This is a genomic window from Achromobacter veterisilvae (assembly GCF_037619525.1).
GTDB classification, from domain to species: Bacteria; Pseudomonadota; Gammaproteobacteria; order Burkholderiales; family Burkholderiaceae_B; genus Achromobacter; species Achromobacter veterisilvae.
Window position 1 is genome coordinate 3,486,555 of the sequence record NZ_CP148753.1, and the last position, 22,957, is coordinate 3,509,511.

The 22,957-nt window shown below is 69.0% G+C and carries 24 protein-coding genes; 13 read left to right on the forward strand and 11 right to left on the reverse strand.

Annotated features, from left to right (window positions below):
• Positions 1-131 precede the first annotated feature (131 nt).
• On the forward strand, positions 132-764 hold the full coding sequence (locus tag WHX56_RS16225; protein WP_338881785.1) for a LysE family translocator: 633 nt from the start codon (positions 132-134) through the stop codon (positions 762-764).
• Positions 764-1,060, forward strand: a complete 297-nt coding sequence (locus WHX56_RS16230; protein WP_129246418.1) for a hypothetical protein — start codon at positions 764-766, stop codon at positions 1,058-1,060. Before WHX56_RS16225 ends, WHX56_RS16230 begins: the two co-directional genes overlap by 1 nt.
• Here the strand turns inward: WHX56_RS16230 and WHX56_RS16235 are convergent.
• Entirely contained in the window at positions 1,053-1,997 is a 945-nt protein-coding gene (locus WHX56_RS16235) for a LysR family transcriptional regulator (protein ID WP_338881786.1), read from the reverse strand. The two genes, WHX56_RS16230 and WHX56_RS16235, sit on opposite strands and share 8 nt — an antisense overlap.
• A 109-nt stretch (positions 1,998-2,106) precedes the next feature.
• Here WHX56_RS16235 and WHX56_RS16240 point away from each other — a divergent pair, with 109 nt between their 5' ends.
• Genes WHX56_RS16240 through WHX56_RS16260 form a run of 5 tightly spaced genes read left to right on the forward strand, consistent with a single transcriptional unit; the run spans position 2,107 to position 6,945 of the window.
• On the forward strand, positions 2,107-3,084 hold the full coding sequence (locus WHX56_RS16240; protein WP_338878360.1) for a Bug family tripartite tricarboxylate transporter substrate binding protein: 978 nt from the start codon (positions 2,107-2,109) through the stop codon (positions 3,082-3,084).
• Between the two features lie 14 nt (positions 3,085-3,098).
• Positions 3,099-4,355, forward strand: a complete 1,257-nt coding sequence (locus tag WHX56_RS16245) for a CoA transferase (protein WP_338878361.1) — start codon at positions 3,099-3,101, stop codon at positions 4,353-4,355.
• A 24-nt stretch (positions 4,356-4,379) separates the two neighbouring features.
• Positions 4,380-5,282, forward strand: a complete 903-nt coding sequence (locus tag WHX56_RS16250; protein ID WP_129246410.1) for an SDR family NAD(P)-dependent oxidoreductase — start codon at positions 4,380-4,382, stop codon at positions 5,280-5,282.
• A complete protein-coding gene (locus WHX56_RS16255) occupies positions 5,261-6,448 on the forward strand; it encodes an acetyl-CoA C-acyltransferase family protein (RefSeq protein WP_338878362.1) in 1,188 nt (395 codons plus the stop codon). The genes WHX56_RS16250 and WHX56_RS16255 overlap by 22 nt, the downstream gene beginning before the upstream one ends.
• 5 nt (positions 6,449-6,453) lie before the next feature.
• Positions 6,454-6,945, forward strand: a complete 492-nt coding sequence (locus WHX56_RS16260) for a MaoC family dehydratase (RefSeq protein ID WP_338878363.1) — start codon at positions 6,454-6,456, stop codon at positions 6,943-6,945.
• On the opposite strand, the gene WHX56_RS16265 is transcribed toward WHX56_RS16260, so the two are convergent.
• The gene (locus WHX56_RS16265) at positions 6,920-8,395 is read right to left on the reverse strand and encodes a PLP-dependent aminotransferase family protein (RefSeq protein ID WP_129246455.1); all 1,476 of its coding nucleotides are present in this window, start codon (positions 8,393-8,395) and stop codon (positions 6,920-6,922) included. The two genes, WHX56_RS16260 and WHX56_RS16265, sit on opposite strands and share 26 nt — an antisense overlap.
• A 124-nt stretch (positions 8,396-8,519) precedes the next feature.
• Between WHX56_RS16265 and WHX56_RS16270 the strand changes: the two genes are divergently transcribed.
• A complete protein-coding gene (locus WHX56_RS16270) occupies positions 8,520-9,248 on the forward strand; it encodes a GNAT family N-acetyltransferase (protein ID WP_129246404.1) in 729 nt (242 codons plus the stop codon).
• Positions 9,239-10,135: a DMT family transporter gene (locus tag WHX56_RS16275; RefSeq protein WP_338878364.1), complete on the forward strand. Its 897-nt coding sequence runs from the start codon at positions 9,239-9,241 to the stop codon at positions 10,133-10,135. The genes WHX56_RS16270 and WHX56_RS16275 overlap by 10 nt, the downstream gene beginning before the upstream one ends.
• Here WHX56_RS16275 and WHX56_RS16280 read toward each other — a convergent pair whose 3' ends face one another.
• The 4 genes from WHX56_RS16280 to WHX56_RS16295 all read right to left on the reverse strand — a co-directional run bounded on the left by WHX56_RS16280 (position 10,136) and on the right by WHX56_RS16295 (position 13,631).
• Positions 10,136-11,020, reverse strand: a complete 885-nt coding sequence (locus tag WHX56_RS16280; protein WP_338881787.1) for a DMT family transporter — start codon at positions 11,018-11,020, stop codon at positions 10,136-10,138.
• Positions 11,021-11,076: 56 nt separating this feature from the next.
• Entirely contained in the window at positions 11,077-11,412 is a 336-nt protein-coding gene (locus WHX56_RS16285) for a thioredoxin family protein (RefSeq protein WP_338878365.1), read from the reverse strand.
• A gap of 98 nt (positions 11,413-11,510) precedes the next feature.
• Positions 11,511-12,776, reverse strand: coding sequence for a Zn-dependent hydrolase (locus WHX56_RS16290; RefSeq protein WP_338878366.1), 1,266 nt, complete (start codon positions 12,774-12,776; stop codon positions 11,511-11,513).
• A 60-nt stretch (positions 12,777-12,836) separates the two neighbouring features.
• Entirely contained in the window at positions 12,837-13,631 is a 795-nt protein-coding gene (locus WHX56_RS16295; protein WP_338878367.1) for an enoyl-CoA hydratase/isomerase family protein, read from the reverse strand.
• Between the two features lie 137 nt (positions 13,632-13,768).
• Between WHX56_RS16295 and WHX56_RS16300 the strand changes: the two genes are divergently transcribed.
• On the forward strand, positions 13,769-14,680 hold the full coding sequence (locus WHX56_RS16300) for an SDR family oxidoreductase (protein WP_129247045.1): 912 nt from the start codon (positions 13,769-13,771) through the stop codon (positions 14,678-14,680).
• Here WHX56_RS16300 and WHX56_RS16305 read toward each other — a convergent pair.
• Positions 14,644-15,369 (reverse strand): TetR/AcrR family transcriptional regulator, encoded by a 726-nt coding sequence (locus WHX56_RS16305; protein ID WP_129247043.1) that lies wholly within the window; start codon positions 15,367-15,369, stop codon positions 14,644-14,646. The genes WHX56_RS16300 and WHX56_RS16305 overlap by 37 nt on opposite strands.
• A 156-nt stretch (positions 15,370-15,525) precedes the next feature.
• Here WHX56_RS16305 and WHX56_RS16310 point away from each other — a divergent pair, with 156 nt between their 5' ends.
• The 3 genes from WHX56_RS16310 to WHX56_RS16320 all read left to right on the forward strand — a co-directional run bounded on the left by WHX56_RS16310 (position 15,526) and on the right by WHX56_RS16320 (position 20,025).
• The gene (locus WHX56_RS16310; RefSeq protein ID WP_129247041.1) at positions 15,526-17,148 is read left to right on the forward strand and encodes an acyl-CoA synthetase; all 1,623 of its coding nucleotides are present in this window, start codon (positions 15,526-15,528) and stop codon (positions 17,146-17,148) included.
• A gap of 144 nt (positions 17,149-17,292) precedes the next feature.
• Entirely contained in the window at positions 17,293-19,149 is a 1,857-nt protein-coding gene (locus WHX56_RS16315; protein WP_338878368.1) for a phosphoenolpyruvate carboxykinase (GTP), read from the forward strand.
• A 246-nt stretch (positions 19,150-19,395) separates the two neighbouring features.
• A complete protein-coding gene (locus WHX56_RS16320) occupies positions 19,396-20,025 on the forward strand; it encodes a class I SAM-dependent methyltransferase (RefSeq protein WP_338878369.1) in 630 nt (209 codons plus the stop codon).
• A 1-nt stretch (position 20,026) separates the two neighbouring features.
• On the opposite strand, the gene WHX56_RS16325 is transcribed toward WHX56_RS16320, so the two are convergent.
• From WHX56_RS16325 to WHX56_RS16340, 4 genes are read right to left on the reverse strand one after another with little or no spacing between them, the layout of a single operon-like run.
• Positions 20,027-20,524, reverse strand: coding sequence for an ureidoglycolate lyase (locus WHX56_RS16325; RefSeq protein ID WP_338878370.1), 498 nt, complete (start codon positions 20,522-20,524; stop codon positions 20,027-20,029).
• The gene (locus tag WHX56_RS16330) at positions 20,524-21,258 is read right to left on the reverse strand and encodes an ABC transporter ATP-binding protein (protein WP_287754848.1); all 735 of its coding nucleotides are present in this window, start codon (positions 21,256-21,258) and stop codon (positions 20,524-20,526) included. The genes WHX56_RS16325 and WHX56_RS16330 overlap by 1 nt, the downstream gene beginning before the upstream one ends.
• Positions 21,251-21,988 carry an ABC transporter ATP-binding protein gene (locus WHX56_RS16335; protein ID WP_338878371.1) on the reverse strand — a complete coding sequence of 246 codons (738 nt, stop codon included), beginning with the start codon at positions 21,986-21,988 and terminating at the stop codon, positions 21,251-21,253. Before WHX56_RS16335 ends, WHX56_RS16330 begins: the two co-directional genes overlap by 8 nt.
• The gene (locus tag WHX56_RS16340; RefSeq protein WP_338878372.1) at positions 21,988-22,956 is read right to left on the reverse strand and encodes a branched-chain amino acid ABC transporter permease; all 969 of its coding nucleotides are present in this window, start codon (positions 22,954-22,956) and stop codon (positions 21,988-21,990) included. The genes WHX56_RS16335 and WHX56_RS16340 overlap by 1 nt, the downstream gene beginning before the upstream one ends.
• Position 22,957 lies beyond the last annotated feature (1 nt).

Below are 22,957 nucleotides of genomic sequence, written 5' to 3' on the forward strand. Positions count from 1 at the left end.
CATGGACGGAACCACTGTATCGCCGGCGCCACTCGGCCGTAAACTCCCGCCGGAAAATTTCCTGTTCCGATACAGTTTTGGGCTAAGGTGTGAATTCACGATTCCACTTGCCGCGGCTGCGCCGGCCCATCATGCCCGACCTCACCCATCTCCTGACTTTCGCCCTGGTCGCGCTGGGCATGGTGCTCACGCCCGGGCCCAACATGATCTACCTGGTGTCCCGCTCCATTTCGCAGGGCGCCCAGGCCGGGCTGATATCCCTGGGCGGCGTGGCGGTGGGCTTCGTCTTCTATGTCTGCTGCGCGGCGTTCGGCATCACGGCCCTGCTGATGGCCGTGCCCTATGCGTACGACGCGCTGCGCATCGGCGGCGCCTTGTATCTGCTGTACATGGCGTGGCAGGCGCTGCGCCCCGGCGGCCGTTCGCCGTTCCAGGTGCGCGACCTGCCCCGGAGCACCCCGCGCGCGCTGTTCACGATGGGGCTCGTGACCAATCTGCTCAACCCCAAGATCGCCATCATGTACGTGTCGCTGCTGCCGCAGTTCATCCAGCCCGAACGCGGCAGCGTGTTCACGCAATCGCTGGCGCTGGGCATGACGCAGGTCGCGGTCAGCCTTTCCGTCAACGCGCTCATCGCCGTCATGGCCGGGTCCATCGCCGGCTTCCTGGCGGGGCGGCCCCTGTGGATGGTCGTGCAGCGCTGGCTGATGGGCACCGTGCTGGCCGGACTGGCGGTGCGCATGCTGACGGATTCGCGCCGCTGATGCCGGCCGGCGAGGGCTTCTTCGCGTCGCTGGGCGGCATGCTCGGCGAAGCGCTGCGCAGCATCGTCGCGGGGCTGAAGTGGCTGCTGGGCGGCATCGGCGGCGCGCTGGGCGATTTCTATTCGGGCCTGGCCGGCGCAATGGGCATGAGCCCGTCCGTCTTCAATCTCGTGCTGCTCGCCCTGGGGCTCATGCTGCTCTGGGCCGCTGTCAAGGCGCTGCTGCGCCGTTCCATCCTGGCATGCCTCTTCTGGCTGTTCCTGGCCGTCCTGGTGCTGGGCGGGCTGATCAATTGACGGAGGCTGCGCGAAATATCTCGGCCAGCGCGTCCCGCAACTGGGCGACGCGGGGGTTCGACGCCCCTTCCCGGAAAATCAGCGCCACGACACTGGACGGCGGTTCGGGCTGTACGCGTATCTGCTTGACCGAATCCCCCGGCGGCACACTGCGCCGGATCAGCGCGATGTCCGGGACAATGCCGATACCCAGGTCCGCGGCAACGAACTGGACGCTGGTCGTCGGGCTGGTCGATTCGACCACGGGCAGGGGGGCGGGCAGCCCCGCGTGCGTGAAACAGTCTTCGATAAGCTTGCGGCCCATCGACCCTTCGGCCGGCATGACCCATCGTTCCCGCGCCAGGCGGGCCCAGTCCACGTGCCGCGCGCGCACCAGCGGGTGTTTTGCGCATGCGATGACCGCGAACTGTGTTTCAAACAGCTTGATGTACTGAAACGCGCCCGCGCCGGATTCCAACCTCTGCAAAGGGAAGGTGGAAATCATCGCGTCGATTTCGCCCTGCTGGAGCGCGCGGATCAAGGCGGGAACCCGTTCCTCCATCAGTTGCACGCGCATCGGCGTGGCATGGTTCACCAGCTTCTTGACCACGCCGCCCAAATACATCTGGGCGACAAAAGGGGGCGCGCCGATCCGGATCTTGGCCGCAAAGCGGTCCGCGGTCAGGGCATCGGCGCGCAGGTGGCCGAGTTCTTCCAATAGCAAGGTGGCGCCGCGCAACACCGCCTCGCCCTGGGCGGTGGGCGTCAGACCGCGCGCCGTGCGCAGGAACAAGACGAAGCCGAATGCACTCTCGATTTCCGTCAGCGCCTTGCTCAGGGCCGGCTGCGTGAGGTTGAGCGCCTGGCTTGCGGCCCGCAGGCTGCCCGTGGCCTGCACCACTTGCAGCATGCGCAGGTGGCGAAAGCGCAGCTTCGCTACCAGATGGTCGGGTTCGATCGCTCCGCTCCTTTGAAGGCATAGAACTTTAGGTTATCGCTATATCAAAATATATCAATTTTTCTATTCACTGCGATCACTTATTCTGCGGGCATTACAAGGAGACAGCATGCAACGCCGCACTTTCTGCCTGGGCGCCTTCGGCGCCGGCATGATGTTCCATTCGATCGTCAACGCCGCGCAGGCCTATCCTTCGCGAGCCGTGCGCATCGTCGTTCCCTACGCCGCCGGCGGCGGCCCCGACATCATGGTGCGGCAGTTCGGCCCCGCGCTCGGCGCGACGATGGGGCAGCCGATCGTGGTGGAGAACAAGGTGGGGGCGGGCGGCGTGCTGGCCGCGCAGTATGCGGCCCAGGCCGCCGCCGATGGCTACACCGTGCTGCTGGGCTCCAACTCGCACCTGATCCAGAAAGCGCTGCAACCGAGCCTGATGTTCAATCCGGAGAAGGATTTTGTTCCGGTCACCGTCATCGGCACGTCGCCCAGCGTGCTGGTCGTCTCGGCCGACTCGCCTTACCGCAATGCGCAGGATCTCATTGCCGCCCTGCGGGCGCATCCGGGGAAGATGAATTACGCCTCGGGCGGGATCGGCTCGGCGGCGCACCTTGGCGGCGCCACTTTTACGACGCTGGCGGGGGTCGAAGCGACCCACGTTCCGTTCAAGGGCTCGGTGGAGATACCGGCCTCGCTGCTGCGCGGAGACACGGATTTCGCCTTCGCCATTGCGGGGACCGCCATCCCGCAGGTGCAGGGCGGCCGATTGCGCGCCCTGGCCGTGACCAGCCGCGATCCCTTGGCCGAACTCCCCGATGTTCCGCCGCTGCGCGGCATTCTGAACAGCGACCTGGCCGTCCAGGAGTTCTGGTTCGGTCTCTGGCTGCCTGCCACGCCTGGCGCCGAGGTGGTCGACAAGCTCTATCGCGCGGCGACCGCGGCGCTCAAGGACGCGGCCGTCAGGCGCGGCTTCGAGGCCGCCGGCGTCCGCGTGATCCAAAGCGACAGCCCGGCGTCCGCCGCCGCATTCGTGCGCAGCGAGGCTCGCAAATGGACTGAAATCATCAAACTTACCGGCATCACCGCCGGCTGACCAGCAGGATACCCATGGCCAAGCCACTCGACGGCATACGCGTGCTGGATTTGTCGCACGTCATCGCCGGCCCTCTCGCCTCCTTTTATCTCGCGCAACTCGGCGCCGAAGTCATCAAGGTGGAGCCGCCCCTGGCGGGCGAAGTGCTGCGTTCGATGAAGAACGGGGCCGACACGGAAACGCCCACTGGATTCGCGGCCCTCAACGCCGGCAAGCAGTCGCTGGCGCTGGACATCAGGACCCGGCAAGGCGCCGATCTGCTGCGCGCTCTTGCAGCCTCGGCCGACGTGTTCATCGAGAACTTCCGGCCGGGCGTGGTCGCCCGGCACGGACTCGACTATGCGTCGATCAAGGCGATCAAGCCGGACATCGTGTATTGCTCCATTTCGGGTTTCGGCCAGCAAGGGGATTGGTCGCAGCGCGGCGCCTACGATCACGTGGTCCAGGCCATGACCGGGATGATGATGATGTCCGGCGAAGGCGATGACGCGCCTCCGCTCAAGGTGGGCTTTCCGGTGATCGACGTGGCGGTGGGCATGCTGGGGGCGCTGTCCATTGTTTCGGCGCTGCACCGCAGGCTTCGCGAGGGAGTCGGCCAGTACATCGACGCCTCCATGGTCCAGGCCTCGCTGATGCTCATGTATACCAACACCTGCGCCTACCTGAACGACGGCACGCCGACGCGCCGGGTCGGCAATCGCGGCTATACGGGCAGTCCCGCGGCCGACACGTACCGGTGCGCGGACGGCTGGCTGGCGGTCGCGGCCAATACGCCGGAACAATTCCGCAAACTGACGGCCGCCATCGGGGCCGAGTCGCTGTGCGGCGACGCCCGGGCATTGGACCTGGAAGCGTTCAACCTTCCCAATGGATTCGTGGTGCCCAATGACCGTGAGTATGTCGTCGGACAGTTGCGGGAGGCGTTCTCGACCCGCAGCGCGGCGCACCTGGAGGAACTGCTCAGCCAGGCCGGGGTGCCCGCGGCCAAGGTGAGAAAGCTCGAAGAATTCCTCGACGAGGCGGATGCCACCGGCTGCGTGAACCTGCCCGACCACCGTTTCCACCAGGACGGGCGCGAGCTGCGGACCCACGGGCTCGGCTTTGCCTTCGCCCAGGACGGCGGGCCCACCCCGGCGGGCGCTCCGGCGGTGGGCGAGGGCGGGCATGCCGTGCTGGCGCGCGCGGGCATGGATGAACAGGCCATTGCCGAGCTTGAGCGCGCCGGGATCCTCCGAACGAAAACCCGGGCGGCCGCTCCTTCCCTATCCTGAAAATCCCGATAACCCGGAGAACCTATGACACAACTTCTGCAAGGGCGCATCGCCATCGTGACCGGAGCCGGGCGCGGCCTGGGCCGGGCGCATGCGCTGGAACTCGCGCGCCACGGCGCCAAGGTGCTGGTCAACGACATGGACGCCGGCCGGCCGGACTCGGGGGCGCAGGCCGTCGTGGACGCCATACGCGCGGCGGGCGGGGACGCCCTGGCGCACGGCGCCGATGTGACGGATCCGCAGCAGGTCCAGGCCATGGTGGCGGCGGCTGCCGGAAGATGGGGGCGTGTCGATATCCTGGTGAACAACGCAGGCATCCTGCGCGACAAGACCTTCGCCAAAATGAGCCTGGAGGATTTCCGGCTTGTCGTGGAAGTCCACCTGATGGGCGCCATGCATTGCACGCAGGCGGTGTGGAACGCCATGCGGGCCCAGAACTATGGCCGCATCGTGATGACAACCTCGTCGTCCGGCCTGTATGGCAACTTCGGCCAGGCCAACTACGGCGCGGCGAAGATGGCGCTGGTGGGCCTGATGCAGACCTTGGCCCTGGAAGGGGAGCGCCATGGCGTGCACGTAAACTGCCTTGCCCCCACGGCTGCCACGGCCATGACCGAGGGGTTGCTCGACGAACGCGCGCTCGCCCTGCTTACGCCTTCCTCCGTCAGCCCCGCGCTGGTCGCGCTGGTGGCGGAAAACGCGCCGAACCGGACCATCTTGATGGCGGGCGCGGGAAGCTTCGAGCAGGCGCACATCACCATGACCCGCGGTATATGCCTGGACGGCGCCGATTTGTCGGCGAACGTCCTGATCGGCCGTCTGGATGAAGTCGCCGACCGCGAAGAGGAAACCGTTCCCGCCACTGGCTTCGATCAATTGCGCCACGAGATTGCCAAGGTCCAGGCATGCCAAGTAGAGAAGTTGTAGTCCTTTCCGGCGTCCGCACGCCCATCGGCAGTTTTGGCAAAGGCCTGAAAGACCTGCCGCCGACCGCGCTTGCGGCGGAGGTCGCCAAGGCCGCCATCGCGCGCGCGGGTATCGATCCCGCGCAGGTGGAACACGCTTGTTTCGGCCAGGTCATCAATACCGAGCCGCGCGACCTGTATCTGTCGCGCGTCGCCGTCATCGAGGCCGGCTGCGGCGAGAGCACGCCGGCCTTCAATGTGAACCGCTTGTGCGGCTCGGGCCTGCAGGCGGTCGTATCCGCGGCGCAGTCCATCCTGCTCGGCGACTGCACGACGGCGGTGGCCGGGGGCGCCGAAAGCATGTCGCGCGCGCCCTATGCCAGTTACGCGCTGCGCTTCGGCGCGCGCATGGGCGATGCGCCCATGGTGGACACGCTGCTCGGCGCGCTGCATGACCCGTTCGATCGTATTCATATGGGCGTCACGGCGGAAAACGTCGCGAAGCGGTACGGCATTACGCGCGAGGCGCAGGATGCGCTTGCGCTGGAAAGCCATCGCCGCGCCGCGCGGGCGATCGCCGAGGGCCGCTTCGATTCGCAACTCGTTTCCATAACCGTGCCCGGCCGCAAGGGCGGCACGGCGTTCAACCGCGATGAGCATGTCCGCGCCGACATCGGCCTGCCCGACCTCGCCGGCCTGAAGCCCGTGTTCGCATCCGAAGGCGGCACGGTCACCGCGGGCAATTCCTCGGGAATCAACGACGGCGCGGCCGCGCTCGTGCTGATGGAGCGCGGCCGCGCGCAAGCATGCGGCGTCCGGCCGCTGGCGCGGCTGCTTGCCTATGCCCACGCGGGCGTGGATCCGCGGTACATGGGCATCGGCCCGGTCCCCGCTACGCGCGCCGTCCTGGAAAAGGCCGGCCTTTCGGCCAGCGATATGGATGTGATCGAGTCCAACGAGGCATTCGCGGCGCAGGCTTGCGCCGTTGCGCGCGAACTTGGACTGGACCCGGCCAAGGTCAACCCGAACGGTTCGGGGATCGCATTGGGGCACCCGGTGGGCGCGACCGGCGCCATCATCGCCGTCAAGGCCCTGCACGAACTCGACCGCATCGGCGGCCGGTATGCGCTGGTCACCATGTGCATTGGCGGCGGCCAGGGCATTGCCGCCATTTTCGAACGCGTCTGAAGCCCATGATCCGCGAACCCGCACCATCTTCCCGGCAGTTCGGCTGCCTTCAGTCGCTCATCGATTTTGTGGGGCGGCCTCCCATCGTTTCCCAGGCGCTGCTGATCGACCAGGACATGATCGATCGATTCGCGCTGGTCACGCGCGACAGCCAGTGGATCCACGTCGACCGGGAGCGCGCGGCGGCGGAGTCTCCTTACGGAGACACCATCGCGCATGGCTTTCTCGTGCTGTCGCTGCTGACGCACTGGCAGGCGAGCTGCATCGCCTTCCCGGGCGCGTCCATGCTGCTGAACTACGGGTTCGACAAGGTCCGCTTCACGGCGCCCGTCCGGTCCGGTTCTCGTGTATTCGCCAAGTTCTCATTGGCCCAGGCGATAGAGACCGGCCCCGGCGAAGCCCGCTGTACCTGGAAGGTCGCGATCGAGGCCGAGGGCGCGCCGCGGCCGTCGGTGCACGCCGATTGGCTGATCATGGCGCGCTACGGGGGCGCCTAAGCCCCAATGCCACTTCCCGGAGCCTCCGCACCAGCGCCGGGAACCGGTCGGCCCCTGTATTGCCGTAGCCGATCACCAGGCCGTTGTCCTCCGGCCGGGGCGATACGGCGAACGAAGACAGGGCGCCCGGGTTCATGCCCATCCTGCGCGCCTGCTGCACGATCTCCCGGTCCGGAAACGCCGGCGGCAGCCGCACCGTGAGATGCAGCCCGCTGTGCCCGCCCAGCACTTCATGCTCGATGCCCAGATGGGCGGCCAGCGCGTCGCGCAGGGCGGCCTGCCGTTCGCGGTACAGGCGGCGCATGCGTCCGAGGTGGCGCGAGAACTGGCCGTTTTCGATGAAGGCCGCCATCGTCAGTTGTTCCAGCCGGTGGCCGCCGCGCAGCATCTCGACGACGGAAGGCATGGCCTGCGCCGCGATGGCCTCGGGCAGCACCAGGAAGCCCAGGCGCAGGGCGGGGAACATGGTCTTGCTGAAGGTGCCGACGTACAGCACGGGCGCGTCGGCCACCAGGCCCTGCATGGCCGCGATGGGCTCGCCCTGGTGGCGGAATTCGCTGTCGTAGTCGTCCTCGATGATCCAGGCGCCCGCCTGCCGGGCCCGTTCGATCAGGTCCAGCCGGCGCGTCAGCGACAGGACCGCGCCGGTGGGGTACTGGTGCGACGGCGTGGTCTGGATGAGCCGGGGCGGGCAGTCCCGCCAGGCGCTTTCGGGGATGGCGATGCCGTCCGCGTCGACCCGCAGGGCCACCACGTCCAGGTCGCCGCCGTGGAAAGCGGATTTCGCGCCCCGGTAGCCCGGTTCTTCCAGCCAGGCGGTGTCGCCGGGGTTGGTCAGCAGTTGCACGCAGAGCGACAGCGCGCCCTGCGCGCCCTCGGTGATGACGATGCGCGACGCGTCGCAGCGCACGCCGCGCGACACGCGCAGGTACTGGGCGATGGCTTCGCGCAAGGCGGGCTCGCCCACGGGATGGCCATAGCCCAGGGCGGTGGCGGGCGCGGCCTGCAGCGCGCGGTCCTGCGCGCGGCGCCAGGCGTTGATCGGGAATTGCGTCAGCGCCGGCGTGCCGGGCGTCATGGGCAGGGTGCCGTCGTGCGCGTAGCGCGTGGCGACGATGCGCGCGAGCCGCCTGGCCGTGGCCGGAACCCTGGCGGGGGGCGGCGCGGCATGCTTGGCGGCGCCGGCGGCGGCCGACAGGGGCGCGACCCGCGTGCCCTGGCGGTCGGCGATCACGAAGCCTTCGGCCGTGAGCTGTTCGTAGGCGATCAGCACCGTGTTGCGGGAGATCTCCAGTTCTTCGGCCAGGGCGCGCGACGAGGGCAGTTTGCCGCCGGCCGGCAACTGCCCGGCCAGGATGGCCTGCTTGAGGCGCTGGATCAATTGGCGCTGGCGCGGCAGGGCGCCGGGGCCGCGGGTGAGCGGGCTGGCGAGCAGGGCGGCGGTGTTCATCATGGCCCTATTAAAATCCGGGATCGTGGTGCTTTTTATGATGCCACGATTCCGATATCGTGAGGCCATGCAGATTGCGTCCGCCAATGCCGGCGGCGCGCCAACCACGAAGAGGCCCCGCAGCATGCAACCCCGCGTCAATGCCTTTCAGCAACCCATCGGCCCGGACCTGCCGGGCTGGACGGCGCGCCCGCGCCCGCCCTCGACGCCGGTGTCCGGCCGCTATTGCCGGCTGGAACCGCTGTCGGCCGAACGCCACGCGGCGGACCTCTACCGGGCGTTCAGCCAGGCGCCGGACGACAGCGACTGGACCTATATGTCGGCCGGCCCGTTCGCCGACGAAGCCGCCTATCGCGCCTTCGCGGAAAAGGCGCAGGCCGGCGGCGATCCGATGCACCACGCCATCGTCGATCTCCAGTCGGGCCGCGCCATCGGCACCCTGGCGCTGATGCGCATCGACCCGCCCAACGGCGCGATCGAGGTCGGTTTCGTGTCGTTCTCCCGCCAGCTCAAGCGCACGCGCATCGCCACCGAGGCGCAGTTCCTGCTCATGCGCCGGGTCTTCGACGAACTCGGCTACCGCCGCTACGAATGGAAGTGCGACAGCCTGAACGCGCCGTCCCGCAAGGCCGCCGCCCGCCTGGGGTTCGAGTTCGAAGGCATCTTCCGCCAGGCTACGGTCTACAAGGGCCGCAGCCGCGACACGGCCTGGTTCTCCATCGTGGACGGCGAATGGCCGGCCTTGCGCGCGGCCTACGAACAGTGGCTCGCCGCGGACAATTTCGACGCCGACGGCCGGCAGCGCCAGGGGCTCGCCGAACTGATCGCCAGGGAAAAGGCCGCGTGCGCCTGATCCCCGTCGCGCTGGCCCTGTTCTGGGGCCTGAACTGGCCGGCGGTGAAGATCATCCTGGCCATCGTCCCGCCGTTCACCCTGCGCGTGCTGGGCCTGGGCAGCGGCGCGCTGCTGCTGTTGCTGCTGGCCCGCGCCAAGCGGCTGGATCTGCTGCCGCCGCGCGCGTCGTGGCCGGGCATCGTGGTGGGCGGCTTCCTGGCGGTGGCCGTCTTCAACCTGGCCGTGGCCTGGGCGCAGCTCAGCACCAGCACCTCGCGCGCCGCGGTGCTGACCTTCACCATGCCGATGATGTCGGCCGTGCTGGCGTGGGCGGTCCTGGGCGAACGCCTGGACCGGCGCCGCGCGGTGGCGCTCGCGCTGGGCGCGGCCGGGGTGGCCATCCTGGCCTGGCCGGTGCTGCGCGCCGTTTTCGGCGAGCATGACCTGGCGGCCGCCAAGGGCCTGCTCTTTCCCCTGGTCGCGGCGTTCGGGTGGGCGGCGGGCACCGTCTACCTGAAAGGCTGGCCCGTGGCCGGCCACCGCATCGTGATCACCGCGTGGCAACTGGTCGTGGGGGCGGCCTGCGCCCTGGCGGGCGCGCTGGTGTCCGGAGAGTCGTTCCCCATGCAGGGCTGGAGCGGGCGCGTCGTGGCGGCGCTGTCGTTCCACATCGTCCTGGGCACGGCGGTCGCGTACTGGCTGTGGTTCGTCCTGAGCGAACGGGTCAGCGCCACGGTGGCCACCCTGACCACGCTGATGGTGCCGGTGGTCGGGGTCCTGGGCGCGATGGCGCTGGTGGGCGACCGGCCCGCCGCGCTGGACTGGTGGGGCTTCGGCCTGGTGCTGGCGGGGGCGGCCCTGATCGTGCTGAACCTGGACGCGGCGCCCGGGCGGCGCCCGGCCTGATCAGCGGGCGCGCCGGAGCTTTTCGCGCAGCAGTTCGGCGCCGCTCACGAGCGTGATGCCGGCCAGCACCAGCACCGCGCCCAGCACGAAGGCGGCGTCCAGCGGCTCGTCCAGGATGAGCACGCCGAAGCTCACGCCGAACAGCGGCGTCATGAACGACAGGATGGACAGGCGCGAAGCCAGGTAGCGGCGCAGCAGCCAGAACCACGCCAGATAGCTGGACAGGGCCACCACCACGCACTGGAACGCGACGCTCAGCACGGACGCCTGCGTGTAGCGGAAGCCGGCATTGCCGGTGGCCGCGGCGTACGCCAGCAGCCCGGCCGCCGCCACCGCCATCTGGTAGAGCAGCGTCTTGGCGGGCGCGGCCTCGGACAGCGAGGTCTTGCGGATCGCCACGGTGGTGGCGCCCCACAGCAGGCCCGCGATCAGGCCCATCGCATCGCCCAGCAGCATATTGGACGCGCCGGAGTGCCCCTCGGGCTGGCCCTTGCCCAGGAAGGCCACGGCGATGCCGCAGAACGCGATCGCCACGCCGATCCACTGCAGCGGCTTCATGCGCTCTTCGGGCAGCAGCCAGTGCAGTCCGAGCGCCGCGAAGATGGGCGCGGTGTACAGGAACACCGACATGTGCGAGGCGGTGGTGTAGACCAGCCCCAGCGCCACGAACAGGAATTCGCCGGCGAACAGCAGGCCCACGATCAGGCCCGGCACGGCGGTGCCGTCGCTGAAGGCGCGCGCGTCTTCGCGGCGCCACACGACCGCGGCCAGCACCAGCGCGGCGAAGGCCGAGCGCAGGCCGATCTGCATGATGGGAGAGACGTCGCCGGCCACGAGCTTGATCGCGATCTGCTGGAAGCCCCAACAGACGCACAGGAGCAGCATGCCGCCGGTGGCCAGCGCGTCCAGCGGCTGGCGCAGGGGTCTGGGGGCGGGCGCGCTCACGGCAGTTCGGCCGGGTAGCTGTCCAGGGCCAGCCCGATCTGCTGGCGCAGGTCCCATTCCGCCAAGGTCGATTGGACGGGGCCGAAGAAGGCGCCGTCGCGGGTCACGAACATGGCGGGCAGGTGGAAGACTTCGTAGCGTTCGACCAGGCCGCCGTTGTCGCCCGCGTCCACCCAGCACACGCGTTCCACGGGCAGTTCCATCCCCGGCAACTGCTCGCGCGCGACGCGGCAGTTGCCGCAGGTGCGGCTGTGGAAGACCAGCAGCGATAGGCCGGGCGCGTCCAGCAGGAAGCGGTCGGCGGTGCTGTCGTTGAGTTCTATCTGTTCCATGGGAGGAGGGCGGGATGGGCGGAAGAGGCGCCCATTATGGCAGCGCGGCGCCCGCGGCGCGGAGATTCCCGCGGACCGGACAGGGATGCCGCGGGCGTTCAGGCGCCGCGCAGCGTCCGGTCCAGCTCCAGCACCGTCTGGTACAGCACGCGGGTGCCGTCCAGCAACTGCGCCGGTTCGATCCATTCCTCGGGGCAGTGGCTGCGCCCGTTCAGGCAGGGGATGAAGATCATGCCGATGGGGCCGGTGGGCGCCATGTAGACCGCGTCGTGGCCCGCGCCGCTGGGCAGGCGCATGGAGGCGTAGCCCAGTCGGTCGGCGGCGGCCTTGACCGCGTCCATCACCAGCGGCGAACAGTCGGTGGGGCGGGCGCGGCTCAGTTGCGCAAAGCTCGCGGTCAGGCGCAGCGCCTTCAGGTCCTGCGCCACGCCCGCCATCAGCGTCTCCGGGAAGGCGTCCAGCACGGCGTCGCTGTCGCTGCGCATTTCGAGCGTCAGTTCGACGAGGCCGGGCACGGCGTTGGCGGCGTTGGGCGTCATGGACAGCCGGCCCACCGTGGCCACCATATAGTGCGGATTGCCGCTGGCGGCGCCGGCCTGGCGGCTGGCGGCGTCGATGATGCGCGCGGCCCCCACCAGCGCGTCGCGGCGGATGTCCATGGGCGTGGTGCCGGCGTGGTCGGGCTGGCCTTCCACCGTGATCAGCACGCGGCGGATGCCGACGATATTGGTGACCACGCCGATGGGCAGGCCGCGGCTTTCCAGCACCGGGCCCTGTTCGATGTGCAGTTCGACGAAGGCGGCGGTCTCGCCGGCGCGGCGCAGCGGCGCGCCCAGCGCGGACGGATCGCCGCCGATGCGGGCGATGCCCTGGGCCAGCGTCTCGCCCTCGGGGTTGCGGGCTTGCAGCATGTCGGCGGTCAACTGGCCGCACAGCGCGCGGCTGCCCACGCAGGAGATGCCGTAGTCGCTGGGCTCTTCGGACAGGAAGTCGATGACCTCGAAGGGGTGTTCAAGCTGGATGCCGTGTTCGCGCATCGTGCGGGCCGCTTCGATGCCCGCCAGCACGCCGATGATGCCGTCGAACCGGCCGCCGCTCATGACGGTGTCGCAGTGCGAACCGGTGGCGATGGGCTTGCGCGCGGGATCGCGCCCGGGCAGCGTGCCGATCAGGTTGCCGCCGGCGTCCAGGCGGGTGGACAGGCCCGCGGCTTCGAATTCGCCGCGCAGCCAGGCGCGGGCCTCGCCGAACAGCGGCGAGAACGCCCGGCGCGTCCAGGGCATGTCGGGCAGGGTGAAGCGGGACAGGGTTTCGACGCGGGCCCAGAGGCGCTCGGCGTTCAGGGGAGGGAAAGCGTGGGGCATGAGACTTCCTGAAAATGCGCCTGCGATTATGGCATGCGCTTTTCCAGGCCACGGCCGCCCCTAGCGGGCCGTTCGCCAGGCCGGCTCGCGCTTTTCCAGAAACGCGCCGACGCCTTCCCGGGCTTCGTCCGTGCTGCGCACGGCCGCGATGCGTTCCACCGTGTCGGCGATGAGCGCGGCGTCGATCGCCTGCCCGGCGAAGTCGCGCACCAGCCGCTTGCTGGCCTGCACGGCGGCGGGGCCGTTGTCGGACAGCGCGCGGCAGATCGCGTCGGTTTCTTCGCGCAGGCGGTCCGGGGGCACGGTCCCGTGCAACAGTCCCAGCCGCAGCGCCGTGGCGGCGTCGAAGCGTTCGGCGCTCAGGAAGTAGCGGTTGGCGGCGCGTTCGCCCATGGCGCGGATCACATAGGGGCTGATGGTGGCCGGCAGCAGGCCCAGCCGCGTTTCCGACAGGCAGAAATGGGCGTGGTCGGCGGCGATGGCGACGTCGCAGACCGACAGCAGCCCCATGCCGCCGGCGTAGGCGTCGCCGTTGACGCTGGCCACGACCGGCTTGGGGCAGGACCAGATCGCATGCAGCATGCCGGCCAGCCTGGCGGCGTCGGCGCGGTTCTCGGCATCGGTCAGCGTGGCCATCTTGCGCATCCAGTTCAGGTCGCCGCCGGCGCAGAATGCCTTGCCCGCGCCGGTCAGCAGCAGCACGCGGACGCCGGGATCTTCTCCCGCGGCCCGGACCGCGTCGGTCAGGGCCGCGATCAGGGCTTCGTCGAAGGCATTGCGCGTGTCGGGGCGGTTCAGCGTCAGGCGCGCGACCGGGCCGTCATGGGCCACGTCCAGCGGGGTCTGCATCGTCATGCGGGGTCTCCTGTCTTCTTGATTGGGGCTCAATAAAAATCGGGAACCGATGAAGCGATTCTAGGAGGAAATCGGCCGTGGGGCGATGCATGATGAGTAAATATTGAGTTATCCTCAAAAAAAACACGGAGCGAGACATGGAACAACACGCAGGCGGATCCGCCGCCGGCCAGCGCTATGCGTCGGTATTCCGGCCGGGCCTGTTCGAGGGCAGGACGATCATGGTGACCGGCGGGGGCAGCGGCCTGGGCCGTTGCGCCGCGCACGAACTGGCCGCCCTGGGCGCGGGCCTGGCGCTGGTGGGACGCAAGCTGGACAAACTGCAGGCGGCCGAACAGGAGATCGCGCGGATCTACCCGGAAGCCGCCGGCCGCATCAGCGTGCACGCCTGCGACATCCGCGACGAGGCCGGCGTGCGCGGCGCGGTCGCCGACGCGCTGGCCCGGCACGGCGCCATCGACGGCCTGTTCAACTGCGCGGGCGGGCAGTTCCCCGCGCCGCTGGACCGCATCAGCTTCAACGGCTGGAACGCGGTGGTCCAGAACAACCTGCACGGCACCTTCCTGATGGCACGCGAGGTCTACACCCAGCACATGCGCCAGCACGGCGGCGCCATCGTCAACATGCTGGCCGATATCTGGGGCGGCATGCCGGGCATGGGGCATTCGGGCGCGGCCCGCGCCGGCGTCTGGAACCTGACCGAGACGGCCGCCTGCGAATGGGCGCACGCGGGCGTGCGCGTGAACGCGGTGGCACCCGGCTGGATCGCCTCCAGCGGCATGGACAGCTATGACGACGAATACCGGGCGGTGCTGCGCGACCTGAAGACCAAGGTGCCGTTGCAGCGGTTCGGCACCGAGGCCGAGTTGGCCGCGGCGGTGGTCTTCCTGCTGTCGCCGGCGGCGGCGTTCATCAACGGCAGCGTCATCCGCGTGGATGGCGGCGTGCCCAACGCGCGCCATTCCTGGACCTTGCAGGCCGCCGAACGGGGGGAGGTCTACAACGGCTTTCCTCAGTACGTGCCGCCGTCCCTGTTCTCCGACGACTGAAGGCGATGCAGGGCGTCCCGCACTTCGCCGCGGAACTGAGCGAGCGCCAGCGCGTCTTGCGCGGGCGGCTGCAGGGCCTGCCACAGGAAGCCGACCAGTTGTTCGGCGGTGGCGCCCACGTCCACCCGCGCCCCGCGCAGCATGGCGTCCCACAGCACGTGCTCCATCGGGCCGTAGACCGCCGAGCGCAGCAGGCGCAGCGGCATGTCCCGCCGGATGTCGCCGTCGGCCTGGCCCTGGGCCAGGATGCGCATCAGCGGCGCGGTGTAGCGGCGCTGCAGCGCGGCGTAGACCTCGCCGAAATCATCGTTGCGCGCCCGTCCTTCGGAAAGGATGAACGCGCACAGGCCGGGCCCTTCGGCCAGCAGGTGCCGCAGATGCGCGTGCACCAGGTAATGCAACTGGGCCCGCGCGCCATGCACACGGGGCAGGTCGTCTTCCACTTTGGCGATGATTTCGTCGTACCAGTCGCTGATCACCCGCACGCAAAGCTCGCGCTTGCCGCCGAAATAGGTGAAGACCGTGGCTTCGGACACGCCCAGCCGCTGCGCGATCTCGGTGGCCGTGGCCGCCTGGAATCCCGTTTCGGAGAAGACCTGGCGCGCGACGCGCAGGATGTCCCGGATGCGCTGTTCGGACTTGGCGCTGGCCGGCGGGCGGCGCATCGGGACGGTGGCGGCTTTTTCCATGCGGGGGCGGGAGGCGATACGGGGGGAGGGGGCTTATTATTGAGCCAGGGTCAAGTTCGTGGCAAGGCACGCGATCCGGGCAATTTCATCGCCGGGGCTTTTTCCCCGCGGCCGGCGCCCGGCGCCGGCGGATTCGAACGACATTAGAGACAAACCATGCTGTCCAGAACCGATTCCTACACGCAGCTTGCGTCCCAGTTCCAATGGCAGGTGCCGGCGGCCTACAACATCGGCGTAGACGCCTGCGACAAGTGGGCCGACGGCAGCGGCCGCCTGGCGCTGATCTACGAGAAAAGCGACGGCGTCCAGTCGCGCTACACCTTCGACCAGATCAAGGCGCAGTCCAACCGCCTGGCGCACAGCCTGGAACGCCATGGCATCCAGCGCGGCGACCGCGTGGCCATCTACCTGCCGCAGGCGCCCGAGACCGCGGTGACGCACATCGCGGTCTACAAGATGGGCGCCGTGGCGGTGCCGCTGTTCACGCTGTTCGGCGTGGACGCCATCCAGTACCGATTGGCCAACAGCGGCGCGGCCGCGCTCGTGACCGACGCGGCGGGCTGCCGCAAGCTGCGCGAGATCCGCGCCAGCCTGCCCGGCCTGAAGGTCGTGTACTGCATCGACGACGAATCCGTGGACGGCGCGGTGCCGTTCCATGCCGCGCTGGCCGCCGAGTCCGAGGACTACGCGCCCGCCGCGACCGCGGCCGACGACCCGGCGGTCATCATCTATACCTCGGGCACCACCGGCAAGCCCAAGGGCGCGCTGCATGCGCACCGCGTGCTGCTGGGCCACCTGCCGGGCGTCGAGATGTCGCACGAGTTCTTCCCCGAGAACGCCGCGCTGATGTGGACGCCGGCCGACTGGGCCTGGATCGGCGGGCTGCTGGACGTCCTGCTGCCGGCCTGGCACCACGGCGTGCCCGTGCTGGCGCGCCGCTTCGAGAAATTCGACGGCGCCGGCGCCTTCGAACTGATGGCGCGCCATGGCGTGACGCACACCTTCCTGCCGCCCACCGCGCTGAAGATGATGCGCGGCGTGGCGCAGCCGCCCGGGCCCGGCGCGCTGGCGCTGCGCTCGGTCGCCAGCGGCGGGGAATCGCTGGGCGCGGAACTGATCGACTGGGGCCGGCGAGTGCTGGGCGTCACCATTAACGAGTTCTACGGCCAGACCGAGTGCAACATGCTGGTGTCCTCGTGCTCCTCGCTCTTCGATCCCGTCATCGGGTCCATCGGCCGCGCCGCGCCCGGACACCGGGTCGCGATTGTGGATGAGCGGGGCGCCGAAGTGGCCGATGGACAGGAAGGCAATATCGGCGTATTGCGGCCGGACCCGGTCATGTTCCTGGGCTACTGGAACAACCCGCAGGCCACGGCCGAGAAATTCGCCGGCGACTACCTCCTGACCGGCGACCTGGGCGTGCGCGACGAACAGGGCTTCATCCGCTTCGTCGGCCGCAACGACGACGTGATCACCAGCGCCGGCTACCGCATCGGCCCGGGTCCCATCGAAGACTGCCTGATCGGCCACCCCGCCGTGCGCATGGCGGCCGTGGTGGGCGTGCCCGACGCCGAGCGCACCGAAATCGTGATGGCCTACGTGGTCTTGAACGACGGTTTCGAAGGCGACGAGGCGCTGGTGAAGTCCTTGCAGGCGCACGTGCGCACCCGCCTGGCGGCGCACGAATATCCGCGCGCGATCCGCTTTGTAACCAGTTTGCCGACCACCGCCACCGGCAAGATCATCCGCCGGGAGCTGCGCGACGGCAGCTACGCGTAGGCGGTCTCAACCCGTGACAATGTCGTCCAAGAGGATGGGTTGACGGGCTGCCGGCCGCTGCAAGTATGATGGCGCAAAACCGATACGGCCCCATGCAAATGGGGCCGTATCACCATTAGCCTTACTAGTATGGAGATGACCCCGATGAATAAGCCTTTGGATGGGGGATTGGCCGCCTTGAACGTGCCCGCCTACGTGAAGCACCGCGGCCTGATCGACTGGGTGGCGAGCTTCGTCGCGCTGGCCAAGCCCGACCGCGTGGTCTGGTGCGACGGCTCCCAGGAAGAATACGATCGGCTGTGCGAGCAGATGGTCCAGTCGGGCACCCTGCGCAGGCTGAACCCCGCCAAGCGGCCTAATTCCTACCTGGCCTGGTCGGATCCTTCCGACGTCGCCCGGGTGGAGGACCGCACCTTCATCTGTTCCGACCGCGCCGAAGACGCCGGCCCGACCAACAACTGGGCCGATCCCACCGAGATGCGCGACACGCTCAACGGCCTGTTCGACGGCGCCATGCGCGGCCGCACGCTGTACGTCGTGCCGTTCTCGATGGGCCCGCTGGGATCGGACATCGCCCACATCGGCGTGGAACTCTCCGACAGCCCCTACGTGGTGGTGAACATGCGCATCATGACGCGCATGGGCAAGCAGGTCTACGACGTGCTGGGCGCCGACGGCGACTTCGTGCCCTGCGTGCATTCCGTGGGCAAGCCGCTGGCCGCCGGCGAGGCCGACGTGGCCTGGCCGTGCAACCCCACCAAGTACATCGTGCATTTCCCGCAGGCCCGCGAAATCTGGAGCTACGGCTCGGGCTACGGCGGCAACGCGCTGCTGGGCAAGAAATGCTTCGCGCTGCGCATCGCCTCCACCATGGGGCGCGACCAGGGCTGGCTGGCCGAGCACATGCTGATCCTGGGCGTGACCTCGCCCAAGGGCCGCAAGTACCACGTGGCCGCCGCCTTCCCCTCGGCCTGCGGCAAGACCAACTTCGCCATGCTGATCCCGCCGCAGGGCATGGACGGCTGGAAAGTCACCACCATCGGCGACGACATCGCCTGGATCAAGCCCGGCCCCGACGGCCGCCTGCACGCCATCAACCCGGAAGCCGGCTATTTCGGCGTGGCGCCGGGCACCAGCGAACAGACCAACTTCAACGCCATGGCCACGCTCAAGGCCAACGTCATCTTCACCAACGTGGCGCTCACCGACGACGGCGACGTGTGGTGGGAAGGCATGACGGACACGCCGCCCGCGCACCTGATCGACTGGCAGGGCCAGGACTGGACGCCCGCCATCGCGCGCGAGACCGGCCGCAAGGCCGCGCACCCGAACGCGCGCTTTACCGCGCCCGCCGCGCAATGCCCGTCCATCGACCCCGAATGGGAAAACCCCAAGGGCGTGGTCATCGACGCCTTCATCTTCGGCGGCCGCCGCTCCACCACCGTGCCGCTGGTCACCGAGGCCCGCAACTGGGTCGAAGGCGTCTACATGGCCGCCACCATGGGCTCGGAAACCACCGCCGCTGCCGCCGGCCAGCAAGGCGTGGTGCGCCGCGACCCCTTCGCCATGCTGCCGTTCTGCGGCTACAACATGAGCGACTACTTCAGCCACTGGCTGAAGCTGGGCAAGCAACTGGAAGCGGCCGGCGCCACCCTGCCGCGCATCTACTGCGTCAACTGGTTCCGCAAGGGCCCGGACGGCAAGTTCGTCTGGCCCGGCTTCGGCGACAACATGCGCGTGCTGCGCTGGATGCTGGGCCGCATCGACGGCCAGTCCAAGGGCGTGGACCAGGTGTTCGGCATTTCGCCCAGCTACCAGGACATCGACTGGACCGGCCTGGAATTCAGCCCGGACAAGTTCGAACAGGTCATGTCCGTGGACGCCGCCGCGTGGCGGGACGAACTCGCCCTGCACGACGAGCTGTTCAACCAGTTGGAACAAGGCCTGCCGGAAGACCTGCCCGCCACCAAGGCCCGGATCGAAGGGCGGCTGACGGCTTGACGCCGCGGCAAGGTGTCAGACACCCCCTGCGCGCATAGGACGCAGGTGTCAGACACCCCATGAGCCGCCCGCGCAGGCTGACGCGCCTCTTCCCGGGTGTCTGACACCAACCGCACGCAGACATCCCTGCATAGAACGCAGGTGTCAGACACCCCATGAACCGCCCGAGCAAGCTGGCGCGTCTCTTCCCGGGTGTCTGACACCAACCAACCGCAGATACCCCCCCATTTCAGGCACAATCGCCTGATGAGACTCGACCCCGAAGACCTGGCCAAGATCAGTTCATTGACCTTGGCGCACTACCAGGAAAACGCCGAATCGTTCGAGGCCGGCACTCGCGGCCACGACGTCGGCCAGAACATCGCCGCGCTGCTGCGCCACATCGAAGGCGAACCTCCCTACGACATCCTGGACCTGGGCTGCGGCCCGGGCCGCGACCTGAAGACCTTCACCGCGCTCGGCCACCGGGCAGTGGGCCTGGACGGCACGCCGCGCTTCGTCGAAATGGCGCGGCAGGCGAGCGGCTGCGAGGTCTGGCAGCAGGACTTCCTGCAACTGTCCCTGCCCGCGGAGCGGTTCGATGGCGTCTTCGCCAACGCCGTGCTGTTCCACGTGCCCGGGCAGGAACTGCCGCGGGTATTGCGGGAACTGCACGCCGCGCTGAAGCCGCGCGGGGTGCTGTTCAGCTCCAATCCGCGCGGCGGCAACCAGGAAGGCTGGAACCGGGGGCGCTACGGCGCCTACCACGACCTGGACGGCTGGCGCGGCCTGCTGTCGGACGCCGGGTTCGAGGAACTGGAACACTACTACCGGCCGCAGGGCCTGCCGCGCGAGCAGCAGCCCTGGCTGGCCAGCGTCTGGCGCCGGACGGCGTAGCTCAGTCGGCGCGGATCACCCAGGGCGCGTCCGGCAGCGGCACCAATTCACAATCCACTTGCGGGCCGGCGCGTTCCAGCACCGCGAAATCGCCGTCGGCCAGCGCCATCAGCGGATGGTGCCAGACGTCCCGGCGCAAGGTGATGCCCACGCCCGGCCCGGCCAGGAAGGCGCGCAGCGTGGCCGTGTCGGGCGCGTCCGCGCCCAGCGCGACCAGCACCAGGTACGGCGCGGCGCCCAGCGGCAGGAAGGTCTGGCTGCCCAGCCGGTGGCGTTCCAGCACCCGCGCGGCGAAGGGCAGGGCGATCGCCCGCGCCCGGAAGACGGACAGCGACGGCCGCCCGCCCGCGTCGAGGATGTCGGGTTCGCCCATCTCCACCCGCAGCGAGGTGCCGGCATTGATGGCGCGGCCGCCGCGGCCCGCGCTGCCGACGACTTCGCCATAGGGCGCGAACGCCTCGGCGGACAGGGGCTGCGCCATCAAGGTCCGGGTGTCCATCAGAAATTGATCCCCAGCCATTCGCGCACCTGTTCGTGCAGGTCGCCGGCAAAATCCTCGGGCGAGCCCGAGGCGGTGATTTCGCCCAGACTCAGCACGTAGATGTGGTTCGACATGGCCACGACGCGGCGCACGTTGTGGTCCACCAGCAGGATGCCCATGCCGGCCTCGGCGAAGGCCCGTATCCACTGGAACACTTCGGCCGCCACGCGCGGCGCCAGCCCGATGCTGGGTTCGTCGATCAGGCAGACCTGGGGCTGCACCATATAGGCCTTGGCGAATTCCAGCGATTTCTGCTGGCCGCCCGACAGATTGCCGGCCTGGTCCTTGAGTTTTTCCTTCAGCACCGGAAACCGCTCCAGTGTGTCGGCGAAGCGCGGTTCGAGCACGTCGCCGTAGCGCTTGCGGCGGCCCTCCAGCGGCAGGCGCAGGTTTTCCTCCACCGTCAGGTAGGGGAACAGGCTGGATTCCTGCGGGATGTACCAGAGCCCGTCGTCGATCATGCGGTGCGGCGCCTGGCCGGAGATGTCGCGCCCGGCCCGCGTGACGCGGCCGGACTTCGGCGGCAGGAAGCCGCAGATGGCTTTCATGAGCGTCGATTTGCCCGCGCCGTTCAGCCCGATCAGGCCGCTGATGCGGCCGGCCTCCACCGTCAGCGAGACGTCGCGCAGCACGTCGATGTCGCCCAGGTAGCCCGCGGTCACGTTCTCCATGGCCAGCAGCGTGTCAGGCATGGTTCTGCTCCTCTTGTCCCTGCTCGCCCAGGTACGCCTCGATCACGGCGGGCTCGCGCAGCACCTGCTGCGTGGGGCCGTCGGCCAGCACCCGGCCGGCGTTCATGCACACCGAGCGCGCGCACAGGTCCACCACCACCGGCATATCGTGGCTGACCAGGATGAAGGTCTGGCCGCCCTGGTTGCGGCGGCGGATGAAGGCCGACATGGTTTCCTTCATGATGGGGTGCACCGCGGCGAAGGGTTCGTCCAGCAGCGCCACGCGCGGCGGCACCATGAAGCAGGCGCCGAACTCCAGCAGCTTCTTCTGCCCGCCCGACAACTGGCCGGCGTCCAGGTGCATGACGTGGCCCAGCTTGAGCTCTTCCAGTAGTTCCAGCGCGCGCCGGCTGGCGCCGGCCTCGTCCAGCCCCATCGCCAGCCCGCACACGACCAGGTTGTCGTAGGCGCTGACGCGGTTGAAGACGCGGGTCATCTGGAACATGCGCAGCACGCCCAGCCGCGTCAGGCGGGTAGGGTCCAGTCCCAGGACGCTGCGTCCGTCCAGCCGCACGTCGCCCGCGTCCGCCGCCAGGTGGCCGGACAGCACATTGAGCAGGGTGGTCTTGCCCGAGCCGTTGGGGCCGATCAGCCCCAGCAGTTCGCCGTCGGCCACGTCCATGCCCGCGCCGTTCACGGCGAGCAACCCGCCGAAGCGCTTCTGTATTCCCGATATCTGCAGCAGTGCCATCAGGCTCCCCTGGCGGTGCCGGAACGGCGCAGGACGGCGCGGCGCGCCAGGCCCCACAGCCCTTCGCGGAAAAAGCGCGCGAACACGATGACCAGCAGCGCGAACACGATCATCTGGATGTTGCCCGCGTCGCGCAGCAGTTCGGACGCGACGTACACCAGCACCGCGCCCAGCAGGGGCCCGACCAGCGTGCCCATGCCGCCGATCACCACCATGGCGATCACCATGCCGGTCTGCGCCACGATGCCCAGTTCCGGGCTGACCAACTGCGCGAACGTGCCGTACAGGCCGCCCGCGAATCCGCAGATGGCGCAACTGGCCAGGAAGGCCAGCGTCTTGTAGCGCACCACGTCGATGCCCCGGCTGGCCGCGCCGATCTCGTCGTCGCGGATCGCTTGCAGGAAGCGGCCCGGACGGGCCCGCAGCAGCAGGAAGACCAGCAGCGTGACCGCCGCCAGCACGCCCAGGAAGAGGTAATAGTTGCCGACCCGGCTTTCCAGCAGCGCGGGCACGTGCAGGCCCTGGTCGCCGCGGGTGAAGTCGATGGAGTTGTAGATCACCAGACGCACGATCTCGGCGAAGGACAGCGTGGTCAGCGCCAGGTAGGGGCCGGACAGCCGCAGCACGATGCGGCCCAGCACCAGGCCGATCAGTCCCGGCACCACGGCGGACAGCGGCAGCCCCAGCCACAGCGGCACGCCCCAGTGGTAGGCCAGCAGGCCGGTGGTGTAGCCGCCCAGCATGGCGAAGGCGGCCGGCGCCAGCGAGAACTGGCCGGTGTAGCCCGCCAGCAGGTTCCAGCCGGTGGCCAGCATCGCGAAGTACATGCTGACGATCAGGACACCCAGCCAGTAAGGCGAAGAGATGCCCAGCGGCAGCAGCGCCAGCAAGGCCAGGAACGCCAGCGACAGGCGCATTTCCTGGCGGAGCTTGTTGCGCAGCAGGTTGGGGTGGGCAAGCGGATCCATG

Bases quoted from the DNA above. Each gene is read 5' to 3' on its own strand.
- WHX56_RS16335 (WP_338878371.1), bottom strand. From the start codon at position 21,988: ATGGCACTGCTGCAGATATCGGGAATACAGAAGCGCTTCGGCGGGTTG.
- WHX56_RS16325 (WP_338878370.1), bottom strand. From the start codon at position 20,524: ATGGACACCCGGACCTTGATGGCGCAGCCCCTGTCCGCCGAGGCGTTC.
- WHX56_RS16255 (WP_338878362.1), top strand. From the start codon at position 5,261: ATGCCAAGTAGAGAAGTTGTAGTCCTTTCCGGCGTCCGCACGCCCATC.
- WHX56_RS16290 (WP_338878366.1), bottom strand. From the start codon at position 12,776: ATGCCCCACGCTTTCCCTCCCCTGAACGCCGAGCGCCTCTGGGCCCGC.
- WHX56_RS16310 (WP_129247041.1), top strand. From the start codon at position 15,526: ATGCTGTCCAGAACCGATTCCTACACGCAGCTTGCGTCCCAGTTCCAA.
- WHX56_RS16295 (WP_338878367.1), bottom strand. From the start codon at position 13,631: ATGACGATGCAGACCCCGCTGGACGTGGCCCATGACGGCCCGGTCGCG.
- WHX56_RS16225 (WP_338881785.1), top strand. From the start codon at position 132: ATGCCCGACCTCACCCATCTCCTGACTTTCGCCCTGGTCGCGCTGGGC.
- WHX56_RS16340 (WP_338878372.1), bottom strand. From the start codon at position 22,956: ATGGATCCGCTTGCCCACCCCAACCTGCTGCGCAACAAGCTCCGCCAG.
- WHX56_RS16300 (WP_129247045.1), top strand. From the start codon at position 13,769: ATGGAACAACACGCAGGCGGATCCGCCGCCGGCCAGCGCTATGCGTCG.
- WHX56_RS16245 (WP_338878361.1), top strand. From the start codon at position 3,099: ATGGCCAAGCCACTCGACGGCATACGCGTGCTGGATTTGTCGCACGTC.
- WHX56_RS16265 (WP_129246455.1), bottom strand. From the start codon at position 8,395: ATGAACACCGCCGCCCTGCTCGCCAGCCCGCTCACCCGCGGCCCCGGC.
- WHX56_RS16270 (WP_129246404.1), top strand. From the start codon at position 8,520: ATGCAACCCCGCGTCAATGCCTTTCAGCAACCCATCGGCCCGGACCTG.
- WHX56_RS16305 (WP_129247043.1), bottom strand. From the start codon at position 15,369: ATGGAAAAAGCCGCCACCGTCCCGATGCGCCGCCCGCCGGCCAGCGCC.
- WHX56_RS16285 (WP_338878365.1), bottom strand. From the start codon at position 11,412: ATGGAACAGATAGAACTCAACGACAGCACCGCCGACCGCTTCCTGCTG.
- WHX56_RS16250 (WP_129246410.1), top strand. From the start codon at position 4,380: ATGACACAACTTCTGCAAGGGCGCATCGCCATCGTGACCGGAGCCGGG.
- WHX56_RS16230 (WP_129246418.1), top strand. From the start codon at position 764: ATGCCGGCCGGCGAGGGCTTCTTCGCGTCGCTGGGCGGCATGCTCGGC.
- WHX56_RS16330 (WP_287754848.1), bottom strand. From the start codon at position 21,258: ATGCCTGACACGCTGCTGGCCATGGAGAACGTGACCGCGGGCTACCTG.
- WHX56_RS16260 (WP_338878363.1), top strand. From the start codon at position 6,454: ATGATCCGCGAACCCGCACCATCTTCCCGGCAGTTCGGCTGCCTTCAG.
- WHX56_RS16280 (WP_338881787.1), bottom strand. From the start codon at position 11,020: ATGCTGCTCCTGTGCGTCTGTTGGGGCTTCCAGCAGATCGCGATCAAG.
- WHX56_RS16315 (WP_338878368.1), top strand. From the start codon at position 17,293: ATGAATAAGCCTTTGGATGGGGGATTGGCCGCCTTGAACGTGCCCGCC.
- WHX56_RS16320 (WP_338878369.1), top strand. From the start codon at position 19,396: ATGAGACTCGACCCCGAAGACCTGGCCAAGATCAGTTCATTGACCTTG.
- WHX56_RS16240 (WP_338878360.1), top strand. From the start codon at position 2,107: ATGCAACGCCGCACTTTCTGCCTGGGCGCCTTCGGCGCCGGCATGATG.